Origin of the sequence: Bartonella sp. B1098 (assembly GCF_944896145.1) — a bacterium.
GTDB lineage: Bacteria > Pseudomonadota > Alphaproteobacteria > Rhizobiales > Rhizobiaceae > Bartonella.
This window is the reverse complement of sequence record NZ_CALYLP010000008.1, coordinates 1-22858: the sequence shown is the minus strand read 5'-3', so window position 1 is coordinate 22858 and position 22858 is coordinate 1. Positions and strand designations below refer to the sequence as shown.

Below are 22858 nucleotides of genomic sequence, written 5' to 3'. Positions count from 1 at the left end.
AAAGCTAAAATAAACACTGTGGGCAACTATCATCATGGCGCCTACACCCCGATGGCTTCGAGGGATAAGGTTGAAGATGTTTCGCACCTTCTTTATTAGATTCTTATTGGGGAGCTATCATCTTTTTTAAGATCAACCAGCCGATCATAATCTTCTCCTAAAAACACCTGCTTTAAGGGCTTCAGTGCGCAAAGTTGTATCATTTTTATGCGCTGCTTTGGCAATTCTAGCTACTTTTTCATAGCCAATTTCTGGTGCAAGAGTTCCTTTGGACCAGAACTAAAATGGAGATGAAAGCTAAAATAAACACTGTGGGCAACTATCATCATGGCGCCTACACCCCGATGGCTTCGAGGGATAAGGTTGAAGATGTTTCGCACCTTCTTTATTAGATTCTTATTGGGGAGCTATCATCTTTTTTAAGATCAACCAGCCGATCATAATCTTCTCCTAAAAACACCTGCTTTAAGGGCTTCAGTGCGCAAAGTTGTATCATTTTTATGCGCTGCTTTGGCAATTCTAGCTACTTTTTCATAGCCAATTTCTGGTGCAAGAGTTCCTTTGGACCAGAACTAAAATGGAGATGAAAGCTAAAATAAACACTGTGGGCAACTATCATCATGGCGCCTACACCCCGATGGCTTCGAGGGATAAGGTTGAAGATGTTTCGCACCTTCTTTATTAGATTCTTATTGGGGAGCTATCATCTTTTTGGGATCAACCAGCCGATCATAATCTTCTCCAGAAACACCTGCTTTAAGGGCTTCAGTGCGCAAAGTTGTATCATTTTTATGCGCTGCTTTGGCAATTTCAGCGGCTTTTTCATAGCCAATTTCTGGAGCAAGAGCTGTGACCAACATCAGTGAACGCTCCATGAGGGCGTGAATATGAACGCGATTGGCGCGTAATCCTTGAATGCAGTGCATATCAAAGGAGCGCATGCAATCCCCAAGAAGGGTAATCGATTGTAAAACGTTATAGCCAATAACAGGTTTATAGACGTTGAGTTCAAAATGCCCTTGACTGGCGGCAAAGGTAACGGTGGTATGGTTGCCAAAAACTTGGGCTGCAACCATGGTCATGGCTTCGCATTGGGTGGGGTTAACCTTGCCGGGCATAATAGAGGAGCCGGGTTCATTTTCAGGCAAGTTGAGTTCGCCTAAACCAGAACGGGGACCAGAACCTAAAAACCGGATGTCATTGGCAATTTTAAAGAGATCAGCGGCTAAGGCATTTAAGCTGCCATGGAAATGCGCAAGAGCACCATGATGAGCCAGCGCCTCAAATTTATTGTGTGCCGTCTTAAAGGATATTCCTGTGAGGGCGCTGATGTTTTGAGCAAAGGCAACGTCAAAGCCTTTCGGGGCGTTGAGCCCTGTTCCCACAGCTGTTCCGCCCTGAGCAAGCATTTGAACATCAGCAAGGGCTGTTTCAATCCGATGAAGATTGGCTTCCAGCGCGACCCGATAGCCTGAAAATTCTTGGGCAAGCGTTAAGGGTGTGGCATCTTGTGTATGGGTACGTCCAATCTTGATGATGTCGGCAAATTCTTCTTCTTTTTTCTTGAAAGTGGTAATGAGCGCTTCAAGAATAGGAAAAAGATGTTGGCGTGTTTGCAGCGTGGTGGCAATGTGAAGCGCCGTGGGAAAGGAATCGTTGGAGGATTGACTCATATTGACATGGTCATTGGGATGAACAGGCTTTTTGCTGCCCAGTTTGCCCCCCAAAAGCATGCTAGCATGGTTGGCGATCACTTCATTGACATTCATATTGCTTTGGGTCCCTGAGCCTGTTTGCCAAACAGAAAGGGGAAAATGTTCATCGAAAGCGCCAGAGAGAACAGCATCAGCCGCTGTGACAATCGCTTTGCCAATCTTGGGAGAAAGTTTGCCTTTGTCCATATTGACAAGGGCAGCCGCTTTTTTCACAAGGCTTAGGGCATAAATGATGGTGAGAGGCTGCTTTTCACTGCCAATATTAAAATTATGCAGAGAACGTTCAGTTTGTGCTCCCCAATAACGATCTTGGCGTACCGAAATCGTTCCAAAGCTATCCGTTTCCTGACGTGTTTCAACCATGATAAGATCCTTTATTTGTTCACGGGTTCTTAAAAAAGCTAGATAACGCGAAAGTGCAAGAAGAAGCAAGACGTGGAAGCTTTATTTATAGAGAAATTATAGAGAGAAATTATTTTATGGCTATCCTTGACATTGAGAAAAGCCGATTTTATATCTTGGGGAGTGTTAGCACTCACTCTTCGAGAGTGCTAGCAAGAACTTTCTAAGATTAATGCAATTATGTTCAGTTTTAAGGATTTAAAACATGGCTAATATACAATTCCGCCCACTTCACGACCGTGTCGTTGTTCGTCGGGTTGAATCTGAAAATAAAACCGCTGGTGGAATTATCATTCCTGATACAGCAAAAGAAAAACCACAAGAAGGCGAAGTGATTGCTGTTGGCAATGGCGCTCTGGATAATAACGGAAAGCGCGTGCCTTTAGAAGTCAAAACAGGGGACCGTATTTTATTTGGAAAATGGTCTGGAACTGAAGTCAAGATTAATGGGGAAGACCTCTTAATCATGAAAGAATCTGACATTATGGGAATTATGGGCTAATTCAAAAGCGCTCAATTTTTCATTGTGTACTATTTTGAAAAAACTCCAAGGAGAAATTAAATGGCTGCTAAAGAAGTCAAATTTGGCCGTGAAGCGCGTGAGCGTTTGTTGCGCGGTGTCGATATCCTTGCTAATGCGGTTAAGGTGACACTCGGCCCTAAAGGGCGCAATGTGGTGATTGATAAATCATTTGGTGCGCCACGCATCACAAAAGATGGTGTATCCGTTGCAAAGGAAATCGAACTGGACGATAAGTTCGAAAATATGGGTGCGCAAATGTTGCGCGAGGTTGCTTCTAAAACCAACGATATTGCTGGGGATGGAACAACAACGGCAACGGTGTTGGGACAAGCAATTGTGCAAGAAGGTGTTAAGGCTGTTGCTGCGGGCATGAATCCTATGGATCTTAAACGCGGGATTGATGCCGCTGTAGATGAAGTGGTGGCTAATCTTTTCAAAAAAGCCAAAAAAATCCAAACTTCAGCAGAAATTGCACAAGTAGGGACCATTTCTGCCAATGGTGCTGAAGAAATTGGTAAAATGATTGCAAATGCCATGGAAAAAGTGGGCAATGAGGGCGTCATTACCGTGGAAGAAGCTAAAACCGCTGAAACCGAATTGGAAGTTGTGGAAGGAATGCAGTTTGATCGTGGCTATCTTTCCCCTTACTTTGTTACCAATGCTGAAAAAATGGTGGCGGATCTTGATGATCCTTACATTCTTATTCACGAAAAGAAATTGTCTAATTTGCAATCCTTACTCCCAGTTTTGGAAGCGGTTGTGCAGTCTGGTAAACCTCTTCTCATTATCGCTGAAGATGTGGAAGGCGAAGCTTTGGCAACGCTCGTGGTGAACAAGTTGCGCGGTGGTTTGAAAATTGCTGCTGTAAAAGCACCTGGATTTGGTGATCGCCGTAAAGCAATGCTTGAAGATATCGCTATCTTGACATCGGGTCAGGTGATTTCTGAAGATGTGGGCATTAAGCTTGAAAATGTCACTTTGGATATGCTTGGTCGTGCTAAGAAAGTGAATATTTCTAAAGAAAACACCACCATTATTGATGGTGCTGGACAAAAGGCTGAAATTACTGCACGCGTTAATCAGATTAAAGCGCAGATTGAAGAAACAACTTCTGACTATGACCGTGAGAAATTGCAAGAAAGATTGGCTAAACTCGCTGGTGGTGTTGCTGTTATCCGTGTGGGTGGGGCAACAGAAGTTGAAGTGAAAGAAAAGAAAGACCGTGTAGATGATGCCTTGAATGCAACACGCGCCGCTGTGGAAGAAGGTATTGTTGCTGGTGGTGGTACCGCATTGTTACGTGCAGCAAGTGCGTTGAGCGTTAAGGGAAGTAATCCTGACCAAGAAGCGGGGATCAATATTGTTCGTCGTGCTCTTCAAGCACCTGCGCGTCAAATTGCAACCAATGCCGGTGAAGAAGCGGCTATCATCGTTGGCAAGGTGTTGGAAAATAATACTGACACATTTGGTTACAACACCGCAACGGGTGAATTTGGTGATTTGATTGCTTTGGGAATTGTTGATCCTGTGAAGGTGGTTCGTTCTGCGCTTCAGAATGCAGCTTCAATTGCAAGCCTTCTGATTACAACAGAAGCAATGGTTGCTGAAATGCCAAAGAAAGAGGCTCCAATGCCTCCAATGCCAGCTGGTGGAATGGGCGGAATGGGCGGAATGGATTTCTAAGCTCTTTTCCCTAGAAATAATAAAGAAACGGGTCTTTTTGACCCGTTTTTTTGTTTATTTCTTTTCTTCTTCACGTTCTTGGGGGTGGCTTCCTTCACGTGGAAAAGAAGACTCTACACGTCCTATCTCTCATGGTCTTTCTTATGGTCCCCAATATTATATCTATATCACAGTCCTAATGGCTCCATGAGCAGCATGCCATCTTTCATCCCTTTCATTCTGTGTCTTTTTTCCCGATCCTCTTTGCCACACCCGTTATTCTTTTTACAAAACATATATTCTTACTATTTTTACAGTCCTACATTTTTACGATTTTAATTATTTACAGAAAACAGTAGGAGGCTGATAATCATCATTCCAGTCTTCACTGCTCTCAAAGCCTATTGATTTGCCTCAGCTCCTTCAAACAATGATAGGTATAAAATGACGATAAGAAATATATTATAGCCTCTATGGCTCTCAATATACCACGGCTCTGATGTCCCCATGAGTAGTACGCCATCTTTCATTCCTTTCATTTGTGCCTTTTCCCCGATCTTCTTTCCCACAGCCGTCATTTTTCTTACAAAACAGATATTCTTACTGTTTTTTTACAGTTATACGTTTTTACGATTTTAATTATTTACAGAAAACAGTAGGAGGCTGATAATCATCATTCCAGTCTTCACTGCTCTCAAAGCCTATTGATTTGCCTCAGCTCCTTCAAACAATGACAGGCGTAAAATGAGGTAAGAAAGACAATATACTACGGCTCTTAATCATTTATCCTTATCGACCATATTCACGAATTTCTTTTAAAGAGACATTGCGTTTTCAAGCACATTTCGCGATGGGGCTGGTGCCGTGGTACGAGGGTTGCTGCGTGATGGGGGCTGGTGCCGTGGTACGAGGGTTGCTACGTGATGTGGGGCTGGTGCCGTGGTACGAGGGTTGCTACGTGATGTGGGGTTGGTGCCGTGGTACGAGGGTTGCTGCGTGATGTGGGGCTGGTGCCGTGGTACGAGGGTTGCTGCGTGATGGGGGTTGGTGCCGTGGTACGAGGGTTGCTACGTGATGTGGGGTTGGTGCCGTGGTACGAGGGTTGCTGCGTGATGTGGGGTTGGTGCCGTGGTGCGGGGGTTGCTGCGTGATGTGGGGTTGGTGCCGTGGTACGAGGGTTGCTGCGTGATGTGGGGTTGGTGCCGTGGTGCGGGGGTGGTGCGTGATGTGGGGGAAGTTGGGAAAGGGGGATTAAATCAATAGTCTTGAAATGTTCATCGGCTCTCTACTGTTATTCTATGAATAAGCAAAATTGTAAAAACGTGAAACTGTAAAGGCAAAGGATGTGTGCTTTGTCAAGAGCATGAGGGTTTGCGGATGATTGGATGAAGAGAGGGGTGAACGGAAGTGTAGAGGTTGGAAAGTTGTGTGGAAGAGTGAGATTTGAAGAAGGTGTGAGGGGCGCTGAAGAAATAAGGTAAGGGGTATATGCGGTACTGTCTGCTTTTTACCATAAGGTGGTTAGGTGGCAATGAGATGCAGCAATGAAAAAACGCGTATTGTTCTCGTTATGAGGGGAGGCATTATTTTAGATCATGCCATTGCTTCACAGTTTTGAGAGGGGCGTAGGGGGTATGGTGCGTTGTTTCTTTTATTTTACGTTTGCCTTTGTTTGAAGGGGGATTAAATCAATAGTCTTGAAATGTTCATCGGCTCTCTACGGATTTCTGTGAATAAGTAAAATCGTAAAAACGCGAAACTGTAAGCTAAGGGGGTGTCGTATGTGGTTGGTGCCGTGGTGTGGGGGGACGCGAGGGGTGTGGTATAATGCTGCTATGAAGTGTATGAAACTGGGATGACCTTTAGGCTTCATAAAAGATGGAAGGGGAGATCCTTTAGTATAATATGATTTCTGTTGCTCACGGATGCGGTTATTGAAAAGAAAACTTTTTGAATGGTTTTAAAATGCTTCGCGATGGTACGAATAATTCTCTGTCCATCAATACGTTAATTTAAAAGGTTCCCGTTGGTATGTTCGTTTTCCAAGAATAATTTTCTTGAGAAAGCTTAAGTTTCTTCCTCATGCGCTTTTTAAAAAAATCTCTTTTTATGCCGGTGAATTTTTCATGCCGGTAGAATTAATGTCGCTATAATGTCCGAAAATTCATGGCAGAATAGCGTTTGTGAAGCGTGTAAACTTTTCATGAGACGTGAAAATCATCTATAAAATCTTCCCGTGTTTTCAAAATAACGGATGTTTTTTTAAGATTGAACACGTCTCATGTTTCATTGTTCATTTTAGAGCTGAATATTCGATTTTTGTGTAAAAATACTTGCCAAGGCATCCATGATCCGTGAAAAATCAAGTGCTAAGAGGAAAATGATGAATATAATCCACTTCGTATAGCGTGACATCACTTTTATACTTTTATAAGTCATGATGATTTCTTGGAGAATTTCTTTTTCCTTTTCTGTAAGCTCTGTTTTTTTTCTAGCCATGTTTCCACCCACACAAACCTTCCCCTTGTTTGTTATGCTTTAAAATTTCTCTGGCGAGATTTGAACTGATGTTCGTGAGATCTTTTTTCTCTAAATAAATGGGCATCCAACCCATGCAGGATGAAGGCTCATGGATTGTTTTTATCGCGCAACCAGTGAATAAGAGCAGTGCGCACATCAGCATCACTTTTTTGATTAATTTCATTTTCCACCTCAAGCCGTGTTGTTGATGACTTTAGCATTCTTTCTGTTTGCTTTTGCTGTTCAAGCTTTTTTCCAAGCCTAAAAGCTTTTGCTAAAGCGATAAAAAAAGCGGTTAGAACCGCTCCTGTGATCATAAAATTTTTTTTCAGCCATTCCATCATAAGCGCTGCTCCTGAAAACGTTTTGCTACAAAGAAAATGCCAACACAGGCGGCTAAAACCATGATGGTTGCCAAAGCCCATTGGATGGGACCATTGCCTGCTAATAAGCCTCCAAGTCCAGAAAAAGAACCAATAATGGGGGTGAGTGCTTCGGCTTTGAGAAAACCCATGGTTTTTTTTGTTTCAACCGTTTGATAATTGGGAGAAACATAAGCCCCTTTTGCCCATAATCCCGCTTCTGCTGCACGACGGTGCACAAGACCATAAAGACGTTTCCCGCCTGCTTTGGTCCACTTTTGTAATTCAGAAGGAACAGCTTCATATTCGCCCTTATTAAGTTTTTTGAGTAGAGTCGACTTGCAAAAAGCTGCTATTCCTACATTATAGCAAAACGATACGAGCGCGGCGAATTGTTCATCTGTTAAGGAAACCGTCACATTTTTTTCAACGGCATTCTCAAATTGTCTTAAATCGTGAGAAAGAATTTCTTCGGCTTGTTTTTCTGTGATGATCATGCCCTTGTGAACAAACGGTTTGCCAGCCGTGCTGGTATGACCATAGCCGATTGTCCATACCCCAATGGCATCTTTATAAGCCTTTAAATGTAATCCTTCCCATTGTTTAATGAGTGAAAGCCCTTTTGGTGATATTTTTCTCATTTGCTTCTCCATAAAATAAAGCCTCACAATCATGTGAGGCTGGTTGACAGATTAAAAATGATTTTTTTCACGCTTCAAGAATAGAAGAGACGTAAAACTTGAATGAAATCAAAAGGTTGGTGATGGTATTCCCCTTTGAGGATACCAAGGGGAATGTGGGGAGCTTTGCCTTTGGCTGATGGTCGGGGGGTGGTTTTGAGATTTCCTCCGTGTGCTGGTTTTTTGAGGGAGTCTGGTTGGGGGGCTGTTGGTTGAGGTATGATAAGTATACTCCATTGCGGTTGTTTGATCCGATGGCATGAAGGCGCTTGAGATAAAGTGACACGCTCAGAAAAATAAGTGTGGGTATAGACTTTGATTGAAGACGAAAGCATTCAATATTTTACTCGTTCAGCATTCTGTCTATCTACATAAGGATCATGGTGGACAAGAGCTTTGGGCGAATAAGAGCTTTGGAATTTTGATACAGTTTTAAAAGGGGTTGGTTTTGAGAGAACATTTGATAGGATAACAGCCTTTTGCTCTTAACAGACAAGTTGCTTGCTATTTTTGTTTTACGAACGCAAAAGCCCCTTTGCTTATCGCAATCTTAGCTATAAAGAAGCAGTGCTTTGTGCTTGATGAAGAGGAAAGAGGGGAAAACGTCAATGACAATTACAATGACAATTACATTGTCAAAGCTTTGTATTCCGTGGCTCTTTTTCTATGTTGTGAAACAGAAACAGTTTTTCCCCCTTCTTCTTTTAAGTTTTTTTCAAATCTCTCGGTGACAGTTTCCCCTTTTTTGTTGACTTTTTCATGGGCTGCTTCTGGATTGGTTTTGAGATAGTGTTCGAGGCGTCTTCGCCCTTGCGCATGTTTATATAAACTGACGGGAAGATAAGAATCTAACTTTTCAGGAGATAGAGGTGTATCTGGTTCGCATAATACACCTTGAACATTATCCTTATGCAGTCTTTCTAATTTTTGAGATTCAAGGTAAAGCTTTTTGGCGAGCGCTAAACTAAACATTCCACATTCAGAGGAGCTTCGTTGAATATCCATTTCTGCTATAGCAAAAGAACAGTTGGACAATTCATGCGCTTTAATGGCCAATTGTGTTCTTAATGCTAGCACCGCTGGTTTCATATTGTTAAGTGTTGTCGGTTCAAAAAATACCACGGACGTTTTGTCATCGATGGTTTGGTGATCAATGACTGAAAAATGGATACCTCTATCCTTTGTGTAAATGATAAATCTAGAAGATTGAATGCCGTTTTCGAGTGTGTCTTTTAGTGCAAGGGCAAAGTGGTGAGATGACGTTACCAGTTGGAGATGCATTTCGGGATACTTGCTATTTGCTTGTTCTACCAAGGCTGGCATCAGTTGAAGATCTGTACTGGCATAATCAGCTGTAAACCAACGGCCAGTTAAGATGTCATCTTCTAAGCCCGCAATAATAGCTTTTAACTTTTTACGATCGAAAGGGATATTTTTTCCTTTGGCGCTGTTAGGGTGTTCTAAAGGTGTTGCAAGATTTTCCGTAGGATCATTAGAACTTGCCCCTTCTGGTGTTGGTGAGGAACGAGGGGGGGATGAATCTTGTGGTTTCATACCATTAACCTTTATATTGATGATCGATAGGCAATATTATTTTCTTACATTTTGACCAAATGATGTTTTGAAAGAAAGCCTTTGTCGCTTGAGGGTTACGGAAAAAATCATCTTTCAGTTGTTTTTATCAAACAGTGCGGACGAGTTCTTTTCAAAATTCTTGCGTGCTTTTTATTTCTTCAAAATATTTAAAATACAGGCTTGAAAATGGACTGAATAATAACCGGTTTGTCTTTCAAAGACCGTTGCTTTTCGTGTGCATCTTTCTTGCTTACAAATGCAAAAGCCGCTTTGCTTATCGCAATCTTAGCTATAAAGAACTAGCGCTTTGTGCTTGATGAAGGGGAAAGAGGGAAAAAGACTTAAATTACATCATTAAAGCTTTGTATTCCGTAATCCTTTTTTTGTGGGGGATATAGAGACGGCTTTTCCCTCTTTTTCGTTTAAGTTTTTTTCAAACCTCTCAGTGACAGTTTCCCCTTTTTTGTTGACTTTTTCATGGGCTGCTTCTGGATTGGTTTTGAGATAGTGTTCGAGGCGTCTTCGCCCTTGCGCATGTTTATATAAACTGACGGGAAGATAAGAATCTAACTTTTCAGCTGGTAAAGGTGTACCTGGTTCACATAATACGCCCTGAACATTATTCTTGTGTAGTCTTGTTAATTGATCAGATTCAAGATAAAGCTTTTTGGCGAAGCTTAAACTGAACATCCCGCATTCAGAAGAGCTTCGTTGAATATCCATTTCCGCCATGGCAAAATGACAGTGAGGCAATTGTATATCTTGGAGGGCTTGATTGATTTTTATCCCTAGTCTCCCAGCAGCGATATTATTGAACGTTGTCGGTTCAAACATGATCAAAGAGATTTTGTCATCAACAATTTTATAATCCATCGCCGCAAAATGGATTCTGCTCCCCGTATTGACGACAAATCAAGAAGATTTTACGCCGCTCTCAATTGTTTCTTTGAGCGTATGGGCAAATTCTTCTGCTGTAAGAGCCAATTTAAGATTCATTTCTGGATATTTGCGATTGGCTTGTTCCACGAGAGCCGGCATCAGTTTAAGATCTGTATCTGCGTAATAAGCATTGATCCAACGACCTGCAGCGAGATCATCTTCTAAGCCTGTAATGATATCTTTTAATTCTGCACGATTGAAGGGCGTATTGTGTATTTTTGCAATGTTAAGCTGTTCTAAATGGGTCGCAAGATTTTCTAAGGATGCATCTGCGCTCGGAACCTCTTGTGTGCTTGCCCCTTCTGGTGTTGGTGAGGAACGAGGGGAGACCTCTTGTGAAGCTTGTGGTTTCATACTATTAACCTTTCTCTTGAGGAGAGAGAGGCAATATTATTGAGGAGCGAGAGGCAATATTATTTTCTTATATTTTGACAAAATGATGTTTTTTAAAAAAAACTTCGTCTTTTGAAAATTAAGGAAAAAATCATCTTTGCGATTTTTTTTATAAGAAGGCTTTTAAAATCAGAAGCTTTCTTCATTTTCAAAAAATCCGCATGTTTTTTACAGCTGTAAAATCTGTAAAAATTGGAGGGAATTGGCGGGTGTTTACAATATTATCTTTATATTTTAAGTTTTTTTGATCCCATAGCTTAATTTCAATGAAGAGAGGATAGCCTTTTTCCAACAGTTCTCCCTGTGAAAAAATGATATTATCCGCAAGAGCCGTTTCGCTAACACTGCCTATTTTTTTTAATATTCTTTTGGATTTTTTTCCCAAAAAAGCCCTAAAAAGATCGTCTTCATCTTCTGTGATCAAATGATCCTGCTATGCCCTAAAATACTTCTCCTTTGAGGGCGTATGTTTCTGGGATCGATTGTGATGTGTTTTTAGGGCGTAGGGGATTTTTTTAAGCTTGTTTATTGCTGGCGGGTTTTTAAGGTTTGCAAATCGGATGAAAGGGTAAGCGCGCTCTGTGAATTTCAAGTGTTCAGGTTGTCGCACACCATCAACAGTGGGGCAACAGTAGGAGCAAGGTGTATGAGGGGAGTGGTTTTTAAAACAGAGGGGTGACTGAAGAGGGGGACTGGTTTGTTATGTTCTAAAACTCTGTTCTTTGAAAGGGTTTGCCTCTTTGACAGGTGGATGTGTTTTTAGGGCGTAGGGGATTTTTTAAGCTTGTTTATTGCTGGCGGGTTTTTAAGGTTTGCAAATCGGATGAAAGGGTAAGCGCGCTCTGTGAATTTCAAGTGTTCAGGTTGTCGCACACCATCAACAGTGGGGCAACAGTAGGAGCAAGGTGTATGAGGGGAGTGGTTTTTAAAACAGAGGGGTGACTGAAGAGGGGGACTGGTTTGTTATGTTCTAAAACTCTGTTCTTTGAAAGGGTTTGCCTCTTTGACAGGTGGATGTGTTTTTAGGGCGTAGGGGATTTTTTAAGCTTGTTTATTGCTGGCGGGTTTTTAAGGTTTGCAAATCGGATGAAAGGGTAAGCGCGCTCTGTGAATTTCAAGTGTTCAGGTTGTCGCACACCATCAACAGTGGGGCAACAGTAGGAGCAAGGTGTATGAGGGGAGTGGTTTTTAAAACAGAGGGGTGACTGAAGAGGGGGACTGGTTTGTTATGTTCTAAAACTCTGTTCTTTGAAAGGGTTTGCCTCTTTGACAGGTGGATGTGTTTTTAGGGCGCAGGGGATTTTTTAAGCTTGTTTATGGTGCTTTATAGAAAAATTTTAAGGGGAAAGGGTTATGGATTTCAAGTGCACCTTGGCGTGAAAGGCGTCGTTTTTTTATAAAGCAACGGGAGTGATCTTCAGCCTTTGTGGTGTGAGGCTTTGCAGTGTGGGGCGGCTCAAAATGTACTGTGCATCAACAGAGATCGCTGTGTTCATCTGCTTGCTGTTTGTGTTATTGCTCAGCGTTGCTGTGATCTCTTGCATCGGTGCTTTAAGGGGGGATGGGTGGTGTTTTATAGGGGGAAGGCGGTGTTTTGTTGCGGGCGCTTTATGAGAAGGGGTGTGGTGTCAGTTTTCTCTCTCCTGCTTTTGGTGAGGCAAAACAAAGACCATAAAAAAGCTGGAAGTTAAAAAAGGACGAAAGACACCGTCAAACAATCAATTTTTGCAGCAAACTTTTGAACTTCTTAAACAGTAAAATCTCATACAACTTTACACATTGTTACAACTTTACACATTGTTACAAAACACACTGTTTTAGAACAGATTTTACAACAGTCTCTCACAATTTCTCACAACACAAAGATGAATGGTGATTTAATGATGAAATTAAGACGCAAATAACCCTCTACCGCACCTGTCATTAAATACGATTTTTCATCTTCTGTCAACAGAAAAACCATGATTTGTCCTTTTTTATCGTGGAAAAAAGCGAAAGAAAAAAGCGCATTTATAGGGTGTCTTAACAAAATATGTTGTCTTACATGGGAATTTTTATGGAGAGATTTTTTTTGATGAAGCTTTTTGGTGGGGCAAAGAACATTTTTTAAGAAAGGAAGGGGGAGGTGGAGAGCTTGTTGATGGTGATGTTGGGAGGGGAAATTCTATCGGCTGGTGGTTTATGGAGGAAATGGAACCTTTGATTGGTTGGTGTTGGAGAGAAGAGGAGTGTGTGAGCGATTGAGACAGGGGTGGCTGTTGTATTCGCTGGGAGTGGAGGGACGCGGCTTATTCCAACAAAAGAGTATGAGGGAACTGTCTTGTTCTACCGTAAAATATTGTCCTTTGAGAGTGTCTGTTTCTTGGGGTGCGGCTGTAATTTTTTAAAGGTGTGGGGGCGCTTTTGAGGCTTGTTTGTTGTGCTTTAAGCTCCGCAAATTCGATGTAAGAAGCTCTCTCATGTTCTCAAATGCTTCTTGGACGAAGAGGAGGCTTTACAAACGAGGCGTAGGGTTTTAGACGCTTTAACCTTTGAGGGGGAGACGACAGTGGTGTTTTTTAGCGAATGCTCTTTTGGTTGGAACAGTCAAAATGTTTATCAAGGGCATCAAGAATAAGGCGCAGTGAGCCAACAAGCGTTGGCAATGGTTGATCTTCACTAACAAGATATTGTAATGCCGCATGAAAGTTGTGTTGACGATGCAGATTTTGTGCTTCTTTTATCGCTTCTTGCATCGCTTCATAACGTTGTGTTGCTCTTTCAACCCATTGCTTTTTTGCTTTCTCATCAGAAACACTATGCTTAAAGCCGTCATAATAGCCGTTTGGCAAACCTTTGGCACATAAATAGTCGTTTCTGATTTGCAAGTATTGTTGCGCCGTGTCATATTGCTCTTGACTGATGCCTGATGAATCCCCTTTATAGCTCAGCAAACAAAGACGCCCAATATAAGTCCCCACAAGCGGATTTTTTGCTTCTTCAAGGCTTAAACCAAAGTGTTTTGCACGCATTTCAATGGCTACTTGGAGCGCTGATTGAGATGCCAATTTGCTGGGGTCTTTGGCACGTGAAATACGGCCATTGGGCTCTCTTTGTTTGCTGGTTATTCTCGGTCTACCGCGTTTTTTACTTATTTTCATGAATTTATCATTTGAATGAAAAAGAAATTGTCTGTTGCGGGGGACAGGAATTATAAAAAGCACTTTAAGAAAATATTGGGGGGGAAGAAAATACAAAAGAAAAAATGCGAGGGGGGGGGAGAAAATACCGGGGGATATGAGCCGTTGCAAAGCCAAAAAAGAACCAAGTCTTTAAGGATAAAGAACAGCAACCTTGTAGGGCAAAAAATCATCGCTAAGGTGTTTCCTCCCATTTTTACTCCACCCCCATCATGCTTATCTTTATCTTTTTAGCAGCGATCGCGGATGATTTGCTTTCTACAGATTTTTCAACGACTCTGGAAGAAGTGAAAAAATTTTTGTCACATGTAAATGTTTGTTACATGTGAATGAAAAAATAAAGTTCCATGGGGCTCCTCCTTATTTTTTCACATAAGTTTTTTGTCTCTTCTCATAGGCGTATTGAGGGATTATAAGGCTTTTATCTTTGAACGCTGAACCCAGAAGCTTGATCTCCATCACGCTGTTTAAGCCCTTATTCTTTCATAGAGTCCTCTTATAAAGATAGTCCTCTATAGAGGAGCTTTGCCGGAGGGTGAAGGGACAGAGAACGCTATAAAACAACCTTATTCATATTCGTCATTATAACATAAGATGCCCTCTATTTTCAAATAAATAATCATTTATCGACTCAAAATAAATACTCAAGGATCAAGCGATTGGGTTTGGCGATGTTCTTTGTATATCCTTTATAGAAGCCAAAGTTTTCTTTTGCTGTTTTAATGGATCTCATCATGAGAAGGGGATTGTCGTTTAAAGCGTGCGATGCCCTTATCCAAAAAAGCTGTATGAAAAGATCCTTGAAGATAAAGTGGTCTTTAAGAGAAAAGAGCCGTCTATGAGAGCCGTCTATGAAGAGAGGCTTTTATAAAGCTGGAGGCTTATGAGAGACAAAACCTTTCTTGTTAATGTTATAAAGAGAGGCTTTTTCATTTAAGAAATTTTAAAATGAGAATGGAAAAATTTTAAGGATGCTATCGCAGCATTTTAGGTCATCGGTTGTTTTTTCACCAGTGGGGTATTATAGAAGGAGGGTGTTCTCAAAACAGTGTCCTTTAGGGGAAGGCTCTCTGGGCTTGTGTGATCGATCAAGAGGGAAAAAGGCACGTTTATAAGGGTTGAGAGAGTGTCTGTTGTTAGGTGTTCAAGGAATTTAAAAAAAAGACTGAAAAGAAACTGTTCGTGCTTGCTTCATGATGAGAAGAGTGCTAAGCAACTCCGTCGCGCTGTTTCTTGTGTTATCAGATATTAAAGCGTGGGTATTTTAGACGTGGGGGATTATTCCTATGATCAAAGATCAATCACAACGGCCATCTGCCTGTGAGGAGAAGGCTTTTGTCTCACAATCCGAATTGGATCAATCGGCCGAGTTGGATCAATCGGCTGCTTTTAAAAAAGCGATGGTTCTCTCAACAAAAGATTATGTCATCATTTGTTGCTTGGCTATCCTCTTGTTGGTGCTTTTGGTTGCGGTTGTCTCTATGAAGCCTTGGGAAGTTTTTCAAATTTCTAAAGAACAACTGCAAGCAATGAAGCCGCAAAATTTTCAAGAAGCGATGCAAGAAAGTTTTCAAAACCCTTTTAAAAATTCTATCATCGAACATTTGCGTGATGCGGGGTGGAAGAGTGTTTGGGCTTTTGTATGTTTTGTACCGCAGATCATTTTGGGCGTTCTTTTGGTATTCTTTCCACTCTTTTCTATCTTTCACGCCATCTTTAAACGGGACGTGAAGGAAATGATGCAGCTTTGCAAAATATTGCCAAAACAGCAACGGCCAGATGGTAACCATTCTCTCAACAGAATGCAATAGGGGGGAAAATGACTGCTTTGTTAATAACTCTATTATTGATTGCCTTAGTGACGACTATCTTTATTTATTCTGCATGGATCATGGTACTCTTTTCTACCGTGAAGATCGTTTTGGCACTTTATTATTCTTTGATAAAACGGACAATCGTGTTAGTTAAGATGCGGTGCAAATTAAAAAAGGGGCCAGCGCAGAATTTGAGGTATTATCAGGTAGAGGATAGAGAACAGAATACAGTTCTTGCAACACAGTTTAGCGCTCGTTCTTTTGAAAAATCTTTGGAACTTTCAAGAAAAGATTATAAAATAATCTCTTGTATAGCTTTCATTGTGGTTGTGCTTCTCGCATGTGCTTCGCTTTTTTTATCTCTTCTCATAAAATATACGGCTGTTCCCCACAGTGATGCATTGGCCTTGTTTTTTCTTGGTGCACTGCCGTTTTTGTTTATTTTGGTATGTAGCACTTTCACTTTACCTGTCATTTTAATTCTCCATAGTTTCCTTTATTATGGCGTGAAAAAAACAGTGAAGAAATTAGAAACATTTGCTTGAGCAGAGAATAAAAATGATGATTTCATCTCAAGGCGATAGAGAAAAAAAGGGAGCGTTATGATAGAATATTTAGCTTTTTTAGGCGGCATCATTATTGTTATTTTGATGTTTATGGTCATTGTTAGGCCTCCTTACCTGTTGGTTAAGCATATGAAGTTGTCCTTTAAACTCGCTCAAGAACTGAAAAAGAATACGACGCAACAAAAGCAAGCCATACAACACTTGTGTAATGATCCGGAAGAAATGAGAAGACAGAATCTCACGCATAAGACCCTTGAGGCAAAAATGCGTTTGCTTAATTTCAAAGAATCTCTGCCTCTTTATGCAAAAGAATGTAAAATAATCTTTTTTATCTTTATTCTCTTTTCTCTTCTAGAATCTGCTTTTTCTATCGCAAAATTGGTATGGTGGAACGATAGGATGGTTAGCTTTATAATGCCGTTTTCAAGAATTAGTATTATTTATAGCCTTACATGGGTGGGAATTTTTCTCGTTTTTCCGATCATTGCAATAATGTGCATAAAATTAACCAGAAAATTAAGAGAAACGCTTTTAAAATTGGACGAAGCGATCGAACAGCGCGATCAGGAAATTTGTATGCAGAATGCGCAAAATGAAAAATAGCAAGGGGGAACAAAATGTCCGGTAGTCTTATAACATTAGCAGCATGTTCTATTCTGTTATATACGCTCTTAAATGTCTTAATATGGGTGCCCATTGTTGTCATTTATTATCTGTTTATCAAGCGTGCGCGGCTCTATTGTCGTGTGAAAAAAGAGTTGAAAGAGGTGCTCAATGAGCGCTATAGTGCCTTGGAACAGATCGTCCAAAAATGAGAAAATGAAAAGCAGCAGCCTGTTTGATCAAAAACAGCTTTCGCTTGTTTGGGCTGACTATAAAAAAATATTCTATCTATCTTTTAACCGTTATGGTGACACTTCCAACAGTTATCACTGTTATCGTTAAGATATGGAGAAGGAAGGATTCTTTTCTGCGGCTCTCTTAGAGCCATTGGCATGGATTCTTGCCTGTGTTTTTTTATTCTTACCCATTGTTTTTATGATGCTTTTTATCGTAACCCGTCAATTGAAGAAAATGATCCGACAACTGGAAGAAGAGGTTGAGCAGAAAAAAGCATCGATGATCCTCTATCGTGAACTCTATTATGAAATCGAGGGGGAAAAGTGAAGAAAAAGGAGAAAATAAAGCATTCTATTCTACGCCCATCTTGGGGGCTTTCGCGCTTTAAGGGGCGGTGGTGAGATCCTTTGAGCACAAAAGCTTTAGGGGCGGTGAGAGGTTTAAGCTTTGAAACAAGCATAAAATCCATTTCCACTATGCTTTGAGGATGGCTCAAGGCTAGGCTTTGGTGATGGCTTGATGACTCAAGTTGTTTTCAAGACAAAGAGACGCACAGATGATTTTCTTGAACGAGGTTTGCTTCTCTTGTAAAAGGGACTTCTCTTGAGAAAAAACACCTCTCAGAATTTTAGAGCCAGAGACTGAACAAGTGTGCAAGAGTAAAGAAGGAAGTGTACAATCGTTCAATAGGGATGGCGTTCAATAGGGATGGCGTTCAATAGGGATGGCGTTCAATAGGGATGGCGTTCAATAGAGATGGCGTTTAATAGAGATGGCGTTTAATAGGGATGGCGTTCAATAGGGATGGCGTTTAATAGGGATGGCGTTTAATAGAGATGGCGTTTAATAGAGATGGCGTTTAATAGAGATGGCGTTTAATAGAGATGGCGTTTAATAGAGATGGCGTTTAATAGAGATGGCGTGCAATAGAGATGGCGTGCAATAGAGATGGCGTGCAATAGAGATGGCGTTTAATAGAGATGGCGTTTAATAGAGATGGCGTTTAATAGAGATGGCGTGCAATAGAGATGGCTTTTATAAAAGGTGGGTTGAGGAGAAAAACAGACATTCAGACAACGAGGAGATAAGACAAACGAGAAGATCCGTCTGCGGTGGGAAAACATGCCCTTTGAAGTCAAAGAAAAAATGCTTCTCCCGATATTGTTTTTATAAAAGATGAGAAAAGACAAGGATTAAAAAAAACAAGCAATTGAACTAAAAGCCATGGATGGTGATGAATGGCATTCATGATCAGGAACAACGTTTTGATTCATGAACTTAATGTTTTAGATAAATGAGGGAGAAAAAATGAAGCGCAATGGGGAGAATTTAATATCGAATAGGGGGAAAAATTCAAGATCAGATCAGAAACCATCAAATCAGGAACTACGGGCTTTTTCTTTGGCAGAAACATTTCTGACACGCAAAAATTATAAAGTTATCTTTTGCCTTGCTTTTATTCTTGAGGCTTTTAAAGTGGCACTTGCACTGGTATTTGAGTGGGATTTGACAGGGTGGTGGAATTATAGTCTCTTCATTCTCATATTAATATTGGTTGTTCTATCCGTGTTGCTTTTTTTATTGATCCCTGTTGTCTTTTTCGTCCGTCTTACTTTTACGCGGTTGTTGAAAAAAAAGATTGCTCAGTTGGAGCAAGCAATTGGCCAAGCGGAGAAAAATTCCTTCTTACACAAAATAAGCGTGTAAAGAGGAGGGCAAAATGAATATACGGATTTTTTTATCTTTTTATGCTTTGTCGGAGCGCTTTTATGGGCGTGATGTTTGACCAAGGGAAAAAATGTGCGGTTTATCTAAACGCGGTTGATCGTGGTAAATTGAATTCATTGTAAGGACAAAAGCGTCTTTTCATGAAAATAGCTTTTTAGACAAATAAGGGATAAAAATGAGACACCATGAAAAAAATGCAGCATTGGATGGGACCCCACGGTTTTTTTCTTTGGAAGAAGCTTTTCTGACACGTAAAAATTATAAAGTCATCTTTTGCATGACTTTCACTCTTTCAGCTTTGAGAACGGCTCTCTTCTTACCAGCATTGCTTGGGGTGAAGTTGACAGAGTGGGAAGCCAATGTCGCGGCTCTTCTCTTGCTTATCATGCTGTTTATATTAGATTTAGTTTTTATATTGATCCCTGTTGCTTTTGGGGTTCGTGTTACTTTTACGTATTTGTTGAAAAAAAAGATTGCTCAGTTGGAGCAAGCAATTGACCAAGCGGATAGCGGCTACATATCGGCAAATAAGCGTGTGAAGGGGAGGGGAAAATAAGAGATATGGATATCGTTGTCCTATTTTCATGGGGTGTGGGCGTGACGCTTTTTACACTGCTTTCTGCTGTGGTCATGATGTTTATTTGGGCATTGTATTATTCTGCTTTCAAGCGGGTGAGATTATATTGCCAAGTGACAAAAGAATTAAGACGTGTGCTTAAACAACCGGTTGCTTTTGAGCCTTTCAGTGGGGGAACACCGATGATGAAGCCATCATTTGAGGAAAAAGAATTCAAAGCATTTTCTCTTGCTGATGAAGAAATTCTTACAATGGAAAATGCAACGGCGCTTTTAAAGAGTTTGGCGGGAAGGATAGAAATTGAAGAAAAAGGGGATCATTTGGCAACCTTCTTTTTACCAGATCGTGAAGTGCAGTTTCTTTATAATGCTGAGAAGGGGTATCCGCAATTTGATTGTGCCATTGCGGTGGTCTCTGGTATCCATGCGGCAGCTTGCCAAACGATCGATCCTTATAATTCTGGAGGCTTGATTGCTCTTGAATTGAGTTTTGATCTGAAGGGATTAGAAATTTTTGAAGAAAAGGTAAGCGCGGGACGTTTGCGCCATGCGCTTGAGAAAGCTTTAGAAAAGGCTATGGACGAGGTTGATCTTGGTAACATACTCCGCTCTCAATATCGCACCCTTCCTTGGGAAAACAAAATTGTGGTCCCTCAGTTGACGCCTTATGCGCTGCGTTATCTTGCGGCTTTAGCCTTGGTAGGGGATGTTGAAACTTTAGACTCCTATCACAAAAGCTTTATGGAAGGTGAAAGACTGGGCTTTGGGACAAGCATTAAAGAAGAGCATCTGGAACGCGCGATAGCGATTGCTAAGGCGGTAGAAGAGACAAAACAGCTCAGTTATGATCTGCTTCAACAGACGGCAAAGAGTTTTTCTATGGAGGTGGAGAGTTATGACTATTTTAGAGCTACAGATCCAAATTTGTGCAATAGAAGACGTTCTGTTTACGAAAATTTGCTCGAGGAAAAAAGAGAAGAATTGAGGCAACAGGGATATACGGTTTACGAAAAGGACACGATTTGTGAGATTGATGGGAAAAAAGCTTGTCCCCATATTCTTTATATGAAGGATGGGGAAGTAAAATATATGGATGTAAAAATTGAGATTAATGAAAAAAATTATTGAGAAAAATAAAGCAGTTAGGTAAATTAAATAAAACTTAAAATGGCGCGTCAAAATGAGAAAAACAGAGGGGATCAATGCAGGAGAAAAACGCAACATTTGAAGAGTCTTTCTTTTCATGCAAAAAATTGACAGTATCTTTAGTGGCAAGCTGTAAGGGGGTGGAAAGAGATCAAATGATCGGGCGCTCCTTTTTCATCATGTTTTGCACAATGTTTTATACGGGGTTTTATACGGGGGTTTATACGGGCCTTATCATGATGGTTTTAGAAGTTCCTGCGGGTGCGAAGCCTCTGTTAGAGCCAGAGCCGTGGGTAAGATGGGAGGGAATAGGATCTCTTATTTTTCTCTTGCCGGTGTTGATTTGGTTTTGTCTTCTCACCCCTCTTCCAATCCTTTGGGGGGTTGATCGTTTTAAAGAGCGCAAATTGAAAAAAATAAGGCAAAAATTAGAAGAAGAAACAAAGCTGTCAAAGATCAGTCGATGAGACGATCGCTATGAAGAGTGAGGTCGCGCTTTTTATTTTTTTCTGCCATTTGGCTGTTTTCTTCTCGAGACTGTGACGGTTTTTGCTCTTTTTGTTACGATGATCATTGTGACGCCTTATTGTTCTTTCATAAAGCGTTTGAGGCTCTCTTTCAGAGTGAAAAAATAAACAGGTTTGATGAAAGAACCGCCGCAGCATTTTTGTTTCTCTAAAAAAAAGCCGTAAAGCGATCGTGCAGCAAAACTTAGCACTGAACACAGAAATAAGTTCCCATGCGTTTAAAAAAATAGCTCTTTTTTTCCGATAAAGATTATGTCATCTACGCATGCCTCTCTTTTATCGTTATGGTTTTCGAAGTTTATGTCTATGTGACGTTCTATACAGAGGTGAATTTTTTGAACGATGAGAAGAGATTTAGCTCTATGAACATTTTCTTTTTTTACTTTGTTGTTTTCTCGGCATGTCTTTTGGCAACGGTTCCTGTTATTATAATCCTTCGTGAAATTTTAACCTCTCGGCTAAAAAAGAAGATTTAGCAATTGGAAGAAGTGACTAAAGTCCCCCAATCAATTATAAAGGGGAGGGGCAATTTATAAACGGGAGAGGGTAAAATGCATTACGAGATGCTGGAAGCTGCTACGGTGGTTTTGATGGTTCTGTTGGGGGCTTTTGGATTTGTTCTTAACGGTACTCATTGTGGCACTGTATATTTCTTTTATCAAGCGTTTTTTGTTATAAGTTCACGTGGCAATTAGACGCAGTACTGAAAAAGCGCATGTAGTCTTCATGGCGTGAGGAGGCATCCTTTTAGATCATGCCCTTGCTTTACAGCTTTGAGGGGCATGGAGAGGCTATGGTGCACACCGTTGTTTTTTTCATTTTACATTTTCCTTTTCCTTTGTTTGAAGGGAACTGATGATCAATTGACTTGGGGTAGTATTGGCTCTTTCCTGTTTTCTGTGAAAGAGCAAAATCGTAAAAACGTGTAACTGTAATTCCAAGGGTGTGCGCTGTTCAAGAGTATGAGGGGGGGATGATTGGGTGAAGAGGGAGGCGAATGGAGAAGGCGGAAGAGCATAGGGCAGGAACGGTTGAAATGGTGGGGAATTGGGGGAAGGGGAGATGATCAGTCGTCTTGGGATGGTATTGAATTTCTACAGTTATTCTGTGAAAGAGCAAAATCGTAAAAACGTGTAACTGTAATTCCAAGGGTGTGCGCTGTTCAAGAGTATGAGGGGGGGATGATTGGGTGAAGAGGGAGGCGAATGGAGAAGGCGGAAGAGCATAGGGCAGGAACGGTTGAAATGGTGGGGAATTGGGGGAAGGGGAGATGATCAGTCGTCTTGGGATGGTATTGGCTCTCTCCTGTTTTCTGTGAAAGAGCAAAATCGTAAAAACGTGTAACTGTAATTCCAAGGGTGTGCGCTGTTCAAGAGTATGAGGGGGGGATGATTGGGTGTAAAGGGGGCGAATGGAGAAGGCGGAAGAGCATAGGGCAGGAACGGTTGAAATGGTGGGGAATTGGGGGAAGGGGAGATGATCAGTCGTCTTGGGATGGTATTGAATTTCTACAGTTATTCTGTGAAAGAGCAAAATCGTAAAAACGTGTAACTGTAATTCCAAGGGTGTGCGCTGTTCAAGAGTATGAGGGGGGGATGATTGGGTGAAGAGGGAGGCGAATGGAGAAGGCGGAAGAGCATAGGGCAGGAACGGTTGAAATGGTGGGGAATTGGGGGAAGGGGAGATGATCAGTCGTCTTGGGATGGTATTG

24 protein-coding genes and 2 pseudogenes are annotated in these 22858 nt (G+C 41.2%); 16 read left to right on the top strand and 10 right to left on the bottom strand.

Features of this window, described 5'->3' with window-relative positions; all coding sequences use genetic code 11:
- Positions 1 to 144: 144 nt before the first annotated feature.
- The 3 genes and pseudogenes from NNJ85_RS09795 to fumC (NNJ85_RS09605) all read right to left on the bottom strand — a co-directional run bounded on the left by NNJ85_RS09795 (position 145) and on the right by fumC (NNJ85_RS09605) (position 2078).
- Positions 145 to 249, bottom strand: coding sequence for a hypothetical protein (locus tag NNJ85_RS09795; RefSeq protein WP_371923345.1), 105 nt, complete (start codon positions 247 to 249; stop codon positions 145 to 147).
- Positions 250 to 388: 139 nt separating this feature from the next.
- A pseudogene (gene fumC, locus NNJ85_RS09790) lies at positions 389 to 554 on the bottom strand (class II fumarate hydratase); the annotation flags it as partial.
- Positions 555 to 689: 135 nt separating this feature from the next.
- Positions 690 to 2078, bottom strand: a complete 1389-nt coding sequence (fumC, locus tag NNJ85_RS09605; protein ID WP_254475541.1) for a class II fumarate hydratase — start codon at positions 2076 to 2078, stop codon at positions 690 to 692.
- A 244-nt stretch (positions 2079 to 2322) separates the two neighbouring features.
- Here fumC (NNJ85_RS09605) and groES point away from each other — a divergent pair, with 244 nt between their 5' ends.
- The 4 genes from groES to NNJ85_RS09705 all read left to right on the top strand — a co-directional run bounded on the left by groES (position 2323) and on the right by NNJ85_RS09705 (position 5565).
- Positions 2323 to 2619, top strand: coding sequence for a co-chaperone GroES (gene groES, locus NNJ85_RS09600; RefSeq protein WP_254475539.1), 297 nt, complete (start codon positions 2323 to 2325; stop codon positions 2617 to 2619).
- 60 nt (positions 2620 to 2679) lie between these two features.
- Complete coding sequence (gene groL / locus NNJ85_RS09595; RefSeq protein WP_254475537.1) at positions 2680 to 4323, top strand: chaperonin GroEL; 1644 nt, start codon at positions 2680 to 2682, stop codon at positions 4321 to 4323.
- A 37-nt stretch (positions 4324 to 4360) separates the two neighbouring features.
- A complete protein-coding gene (locus tag NNJ85_RS09590) occupies positions 4361 to 4513 on the top strand; it encodes a hypothetical protein (RefSeq protein WP_254475535.1) in 153 nt (50 codons plus the stop codon).
- Positions 4514 to 5430: 917 nt separating this feature from the next.
- Positions 5431 to 5565: a hypothetical protein gene (locus NNJ85_RS09705; RefSeq protein WP_256481195.1), complete on the top strand. Its 135-nt coding sequence runs from the start codon at positions 5431 to 5433 to the stop codon at positions 5563 to 5565.
- Between the two features lie 1035 nt (positions 5566 to 6600).
- Here the strand turns inward: NNJ85_RS09705 and NNJ85_RS09585 are convergent.
- The 7 genes and pseudogenes from NNJ85_RS09585 to NNJ85_RS09550 all read right to left on the bottom strand — a co-directional run bounded on the left by NNJ85_RS09585 (position 6601) and on the right by NNJ85_RS09550 (position 13911).
- A complete protein-coding gene (locus NNJ85_RS09585; protein WP_254475533.1) occupies positions 6601 to 6801 on the bottom strand; it encodes a hypothetical protein in 201 nt (66 codons plus the stop codon).
- Positions 6802 to 6929: 128 nt separating this feature from the next.
- Positions 6930 to 7166: a hypothetical protein gene (locus tag NNJ85_RS09575; RefSeq protein WP_254475529.1), complete on the bottom strand. Its 237-nt coding sequence runs from the start codon at positions 7164 to 7166 to the stop codon at positions 6930 to 6932.
- On the bottom strand, positions 7163 to 7825 hold the full coding sequence (locus NNJ85_RS09570) for a lysozyme (protein WP_254475527.1): 663 nt from the start codon (positions 7823 to 7825) through the stop codon (positions 7163 to 7165). The genes NNJ85_RS09575 and NNJ85_RS09570 overlap by 4 nt, the downstream gene beginning before the upstream one ends.
- Before the next feature lie 74 nt (positions 7826 to 7899).
- Positions 7900 to 8199, bottom strand: a complete 300-nt coding sequence (locus NNJ85_RS09565; protein ID WP_254475524.1) for a hypothetical protein — start codon at positions 8197 to 8199, stop codon at positions 7900 to 7902.
- Between the two features lie 292 nt (positions 8200 to 8491).
- Entirely contained in the window at positions 8492 to 9418 is a 927-nt protein-coding gene (locus tag NNJ85_RS09560; RefSeq protein ID WP_254475523.1) for a YopJ/AvrA family T3SS effector serine/threonine acetyltransferase, read from the bottom strand.
- Positions 9419 to 9785: 367 nt separating this feature from the next.
- Positions 9786 to 10732 (bottom strand): annotated as a pseudogene (locus NNJ85_RS09555) (YopJ/AvrA family T3SS effector serine/threonine acetyltransferase).
- Positions 10733 to 13329: 2597 nt separating this feature from the next.
- Positions 13330 to 13911, bottom strand: a complete 582-nt coding sequence (locus tag NNJ85_RS09550) for a hypothetical protein (RefSeq protein ID WP_254475521.1) — start codon at positions 13909 to 13911, stop codon at positions 13330 to 13332.
- Between the two features lie 1325 nt (positions 13912 to 15236).
- Between NNJ85_RS09550 and NNJ85_RS09545 the strand changes: the two genes are divergently transcribed.
- From NNJ85_RS09545 to NNJ85_RS09490, 12 genes are all read left to right on the top strand, one after another.
- Positions 15237 to 15761 (top strand): hypothetical protein, encoded by a 525-nt coding sequence (locus NNJ85_RS09545; RefSeq protein ID WP_254475519.1) that lies wholly within the window; start codon positions 15237 to 15239, stop codon positions 15759 to 15761.
- Between the two features lie 8 nt (positions 15762 to 15769).
- The gene (locus NNJ85_RS09540) at positions 15770 to 16309 is read left to right on the top strand and encodes a hypothetical protein (RefSeq protein WP_254475517.1); all 540 of its coding nucleotides are present in this window, start codon (positions 15770 to 15772) and stop codon (positions 16307 to 16309) included.
- Positions 16310 to 16366: 57 nt separating this feature from the next.
- The gene (locus tag NNJ85_RS09535) at positions 16367 to 16933 is read left to right on the top strand and encodes a hypothetical protein (RefSeq protein WP_254475515.1); all 567 of its coding nucleotides are present in this window, start codon (positions 16367 to 16369) and stop codon (positions 16931 to 16933) included.
- Positions 16934 to 17104: 171 nt separating this feature from the next.
- Positions 17105 to 17275, top strand: coding sequence for a hypothetical protein (locus NNJ85_RS09530; protein ID WP_254475513.1), 171 nt, complete (start codon positions 17105 to 17107; stop codon positions 17273 to 17275).
- A 3-nt stretch (positions 17276 to 17278) separates the two neighbouring features.
- A complete protein-coding gene (locus NNJ85_RS09525) occupies positions 17279 to 17497 on the top strand; it encodes a hypothetical protein (RefSeq protein WP_254475511.1) in 219 nt (72 codons plus the stop codon).
- 981 nt (positions 17498 to 18478) lie between these two features.
- Complete coding sequence (locus NNJ85_RS09520) at positions 18479 to 18877, top strand: hypothetical protein (protein WP_254475509.1); 399 nt, start codon at positions 18479 to 18481, stop codon at positions 18875 to 18877.
- A gap of 196 nt (positions 18878 to 19073) precedes the next feature.
- The gene (locus NNJ85_RS09515) at positions 19074 to 19454 is read left to right on the top strand and encodes a hypothetical protein (RefSeq protein ID WP_254475507.1); all 381 of its coding nucleotides are present in this window, start codon (positions 19074 to 19076) and stop codon (positions 19452 to 19454) included.
- A gap of 5 nt (positions 19455 to 19459) precedes the next feature.
- The gene (locus tag NNJ85_RS09510) at positions 19460 to 20602 is read left to right on the top strand and encodes a hypothetical protein (protein ID WP_254475505.1); all 1143 of its coding nucleotides are present in this window, start codon (positions 19460 to 19462) and stop codon (positions 20600 to 20602) included.
- Positions 20603 to 20676: 74 nt separating this feature from the next.
- On the top strand, positions 20677 to 21087 hold the full coding sequence (locus NNJ85_RS09505; RefSeq protein WP_254475504.1) for a hypothetical protein: 411 nt from the start codon (positions 20677 to 20679) through the stop codon (positions 21085 to 21087).
- 1037 nt (positions 21088 to 22124) lie between these two features.
- Complete coding sequence (locus NNJ85_RS09500) at positions 22125 to 22274, top strand: hypothetical protein (protein ID WP_254475503.1); 150 nt, start codon at positions 22125 to 22127, stop codon at positions 22272 to 22274.
- Positions 22275 to 22332: 58 nt separating this feature from the next.
- Positions 22333 to 22491: a hypothetical protein gene (locus tag NNJ85_RS09495; RefSeq protein ID WP_254475502.1), complete on the top strand. Its 159-nt coding sequence runs from the start codon at positions 22333 to 22335 to the stop codon at positions 22489 to 22491.
- Between the two features lie 44 nt (positions 22492 to 22535).
- Complete coding sequence (locus NNJ85_RS09490) at positions 22536 to 22688, top strand: hypothetical protein (RefSeq protein WP_254475501.1); 153 nt, start codon at positions 22536 to 22538, stop codon at positions 22686 to 22688.
- Positions 22689 to 22858 lie beyond the last annotated feature (170 nt).

Coding starts and splice junctions, on each gene's coding strand:
- NNJ85_RS09545 (WP_254475519.1), top strand. CDS start 15,237: ATGATCAAAGATCAATCACAACGGCCATCTGCCTGTGAGGAGAAGGCT.
- groES (WP_254475539.1), top strand. CDS start 2,323: ATGGCTAATATACAATTCCGCCCACTTCACGACCGTGTCGTTGTTCGT.
- NNJ85_RS09510 (WP_254475505.1), top strand. CDS start 19,460: ATGGATATCGTTGTCCTATTTTCATGGGGTGTGGGCGTGACGCTTTTT.
- NNJ85_RS09520 (WP_254475509.1), top strand. CDS start 18,479: ATGAAGCGCAATGGGGAGAATTTAATATCGAATAGGGGGAAAAATTCA.
- NNJ85_RS09490 (WP_254475501.1), top strand. CDS start 22,536: ATGATTGGGTGTAAAGGGGGCGAATGGAGAAGGCGGAAGAGCATAGGG.
- NNJ85_RS09505 (WP_254475504.1), top strand. CDS start 20,677: ATGCAGGAGAAAAACGCAACATTTGAAGAGTCTTTCTTTTCATGCAAA.
- NNJ85_RS09515 (WP_254475507.1), top strand. CDS start 19,074: ATGAGACACCATGAAAAAAATGCAGCATTGGATGGGACCCCACGGTTT.
- NNJ85_RS09565 (WP_254475524.1), bottom strand. CDS start 8,199: ATGCTTTCGTCTTCAATCAAAGTCTATACCCACACTTATTTTTCTGAG.
- fumC (WP_254475541.1), bottom strand. CDS start 2,078: ATGGTTGAAACACGTCAGGAAACGGATAGCTTTGGAACGATTTCGGTA.
- NNJ85_RS09540 (WP_254475517.1), top strand. CDS start 15,770: ATGACTGCTTTGTTAATAACTCTATTATTGATTGCCTTAGTGACGACT.
- NNJ85_RS09550 (WP_254475521.1), bottom strand. CDS start 13,911: ATGAAAATAAGTAAAAAACGCGGTAGACCGAGAATAACCAGCAAACAA.
- NNJ85_RS09535 (WP_254475515.1), top strand. CDS start 16,367: ATGATAGAATATTTAGCTTTTTTAGGCGGCATCATTATTGTTATTTTG.
- NNJ85_RS09570 (WP_254475527.1), bottom strand. CDS start 7,825: ATGAGAAAAATATCACCAAAAGGGCTTTCACTCATTAAACAATGGGAA.
- NNJ85_RS09560 (WP_254475523.1), bottom strand. CDS start 9,418: ATGAAACCACAAGATTCATCCCCCCCTCGTTCCTCACCAACACCAGAA.
- NNJ85_RS09530 (WP_254475513.1), top strand. CDS start 17,105: ATGAGCGCTATAGTGCCTTGGAACAGATCGTCCAAAAATGAGAAAATG.
- NNJ85_RS09585 (WP_254475533.1), bottom strand. CDS start 6,801: ATGGCTAGAAAAAAAACAGAGCTTACAGAAAAGGAAAAAGAAATTCTC.
- groL (WP_254475537.1), top strand. CDS start 2,680: ATGGCTGCTAAAGAAGTCAAATTTGGCCGTGAAGCGCGTGAGCGTTTG.
- NNJ85_RS09575 (WP_254475529.1), bottom strand. CDS start 7,166: ATGATGGAATGGCTGAAAAAAAATTTTATGATCACAGGAGCGGTTCTA.
- NNJ85_RS09525 (WP_254475511.1), top strand. CDS start 17,279: ATGGAGAAGGAAGGATTCTTTTCTGCGGCTCTCTTAGAGCCATTGGCA.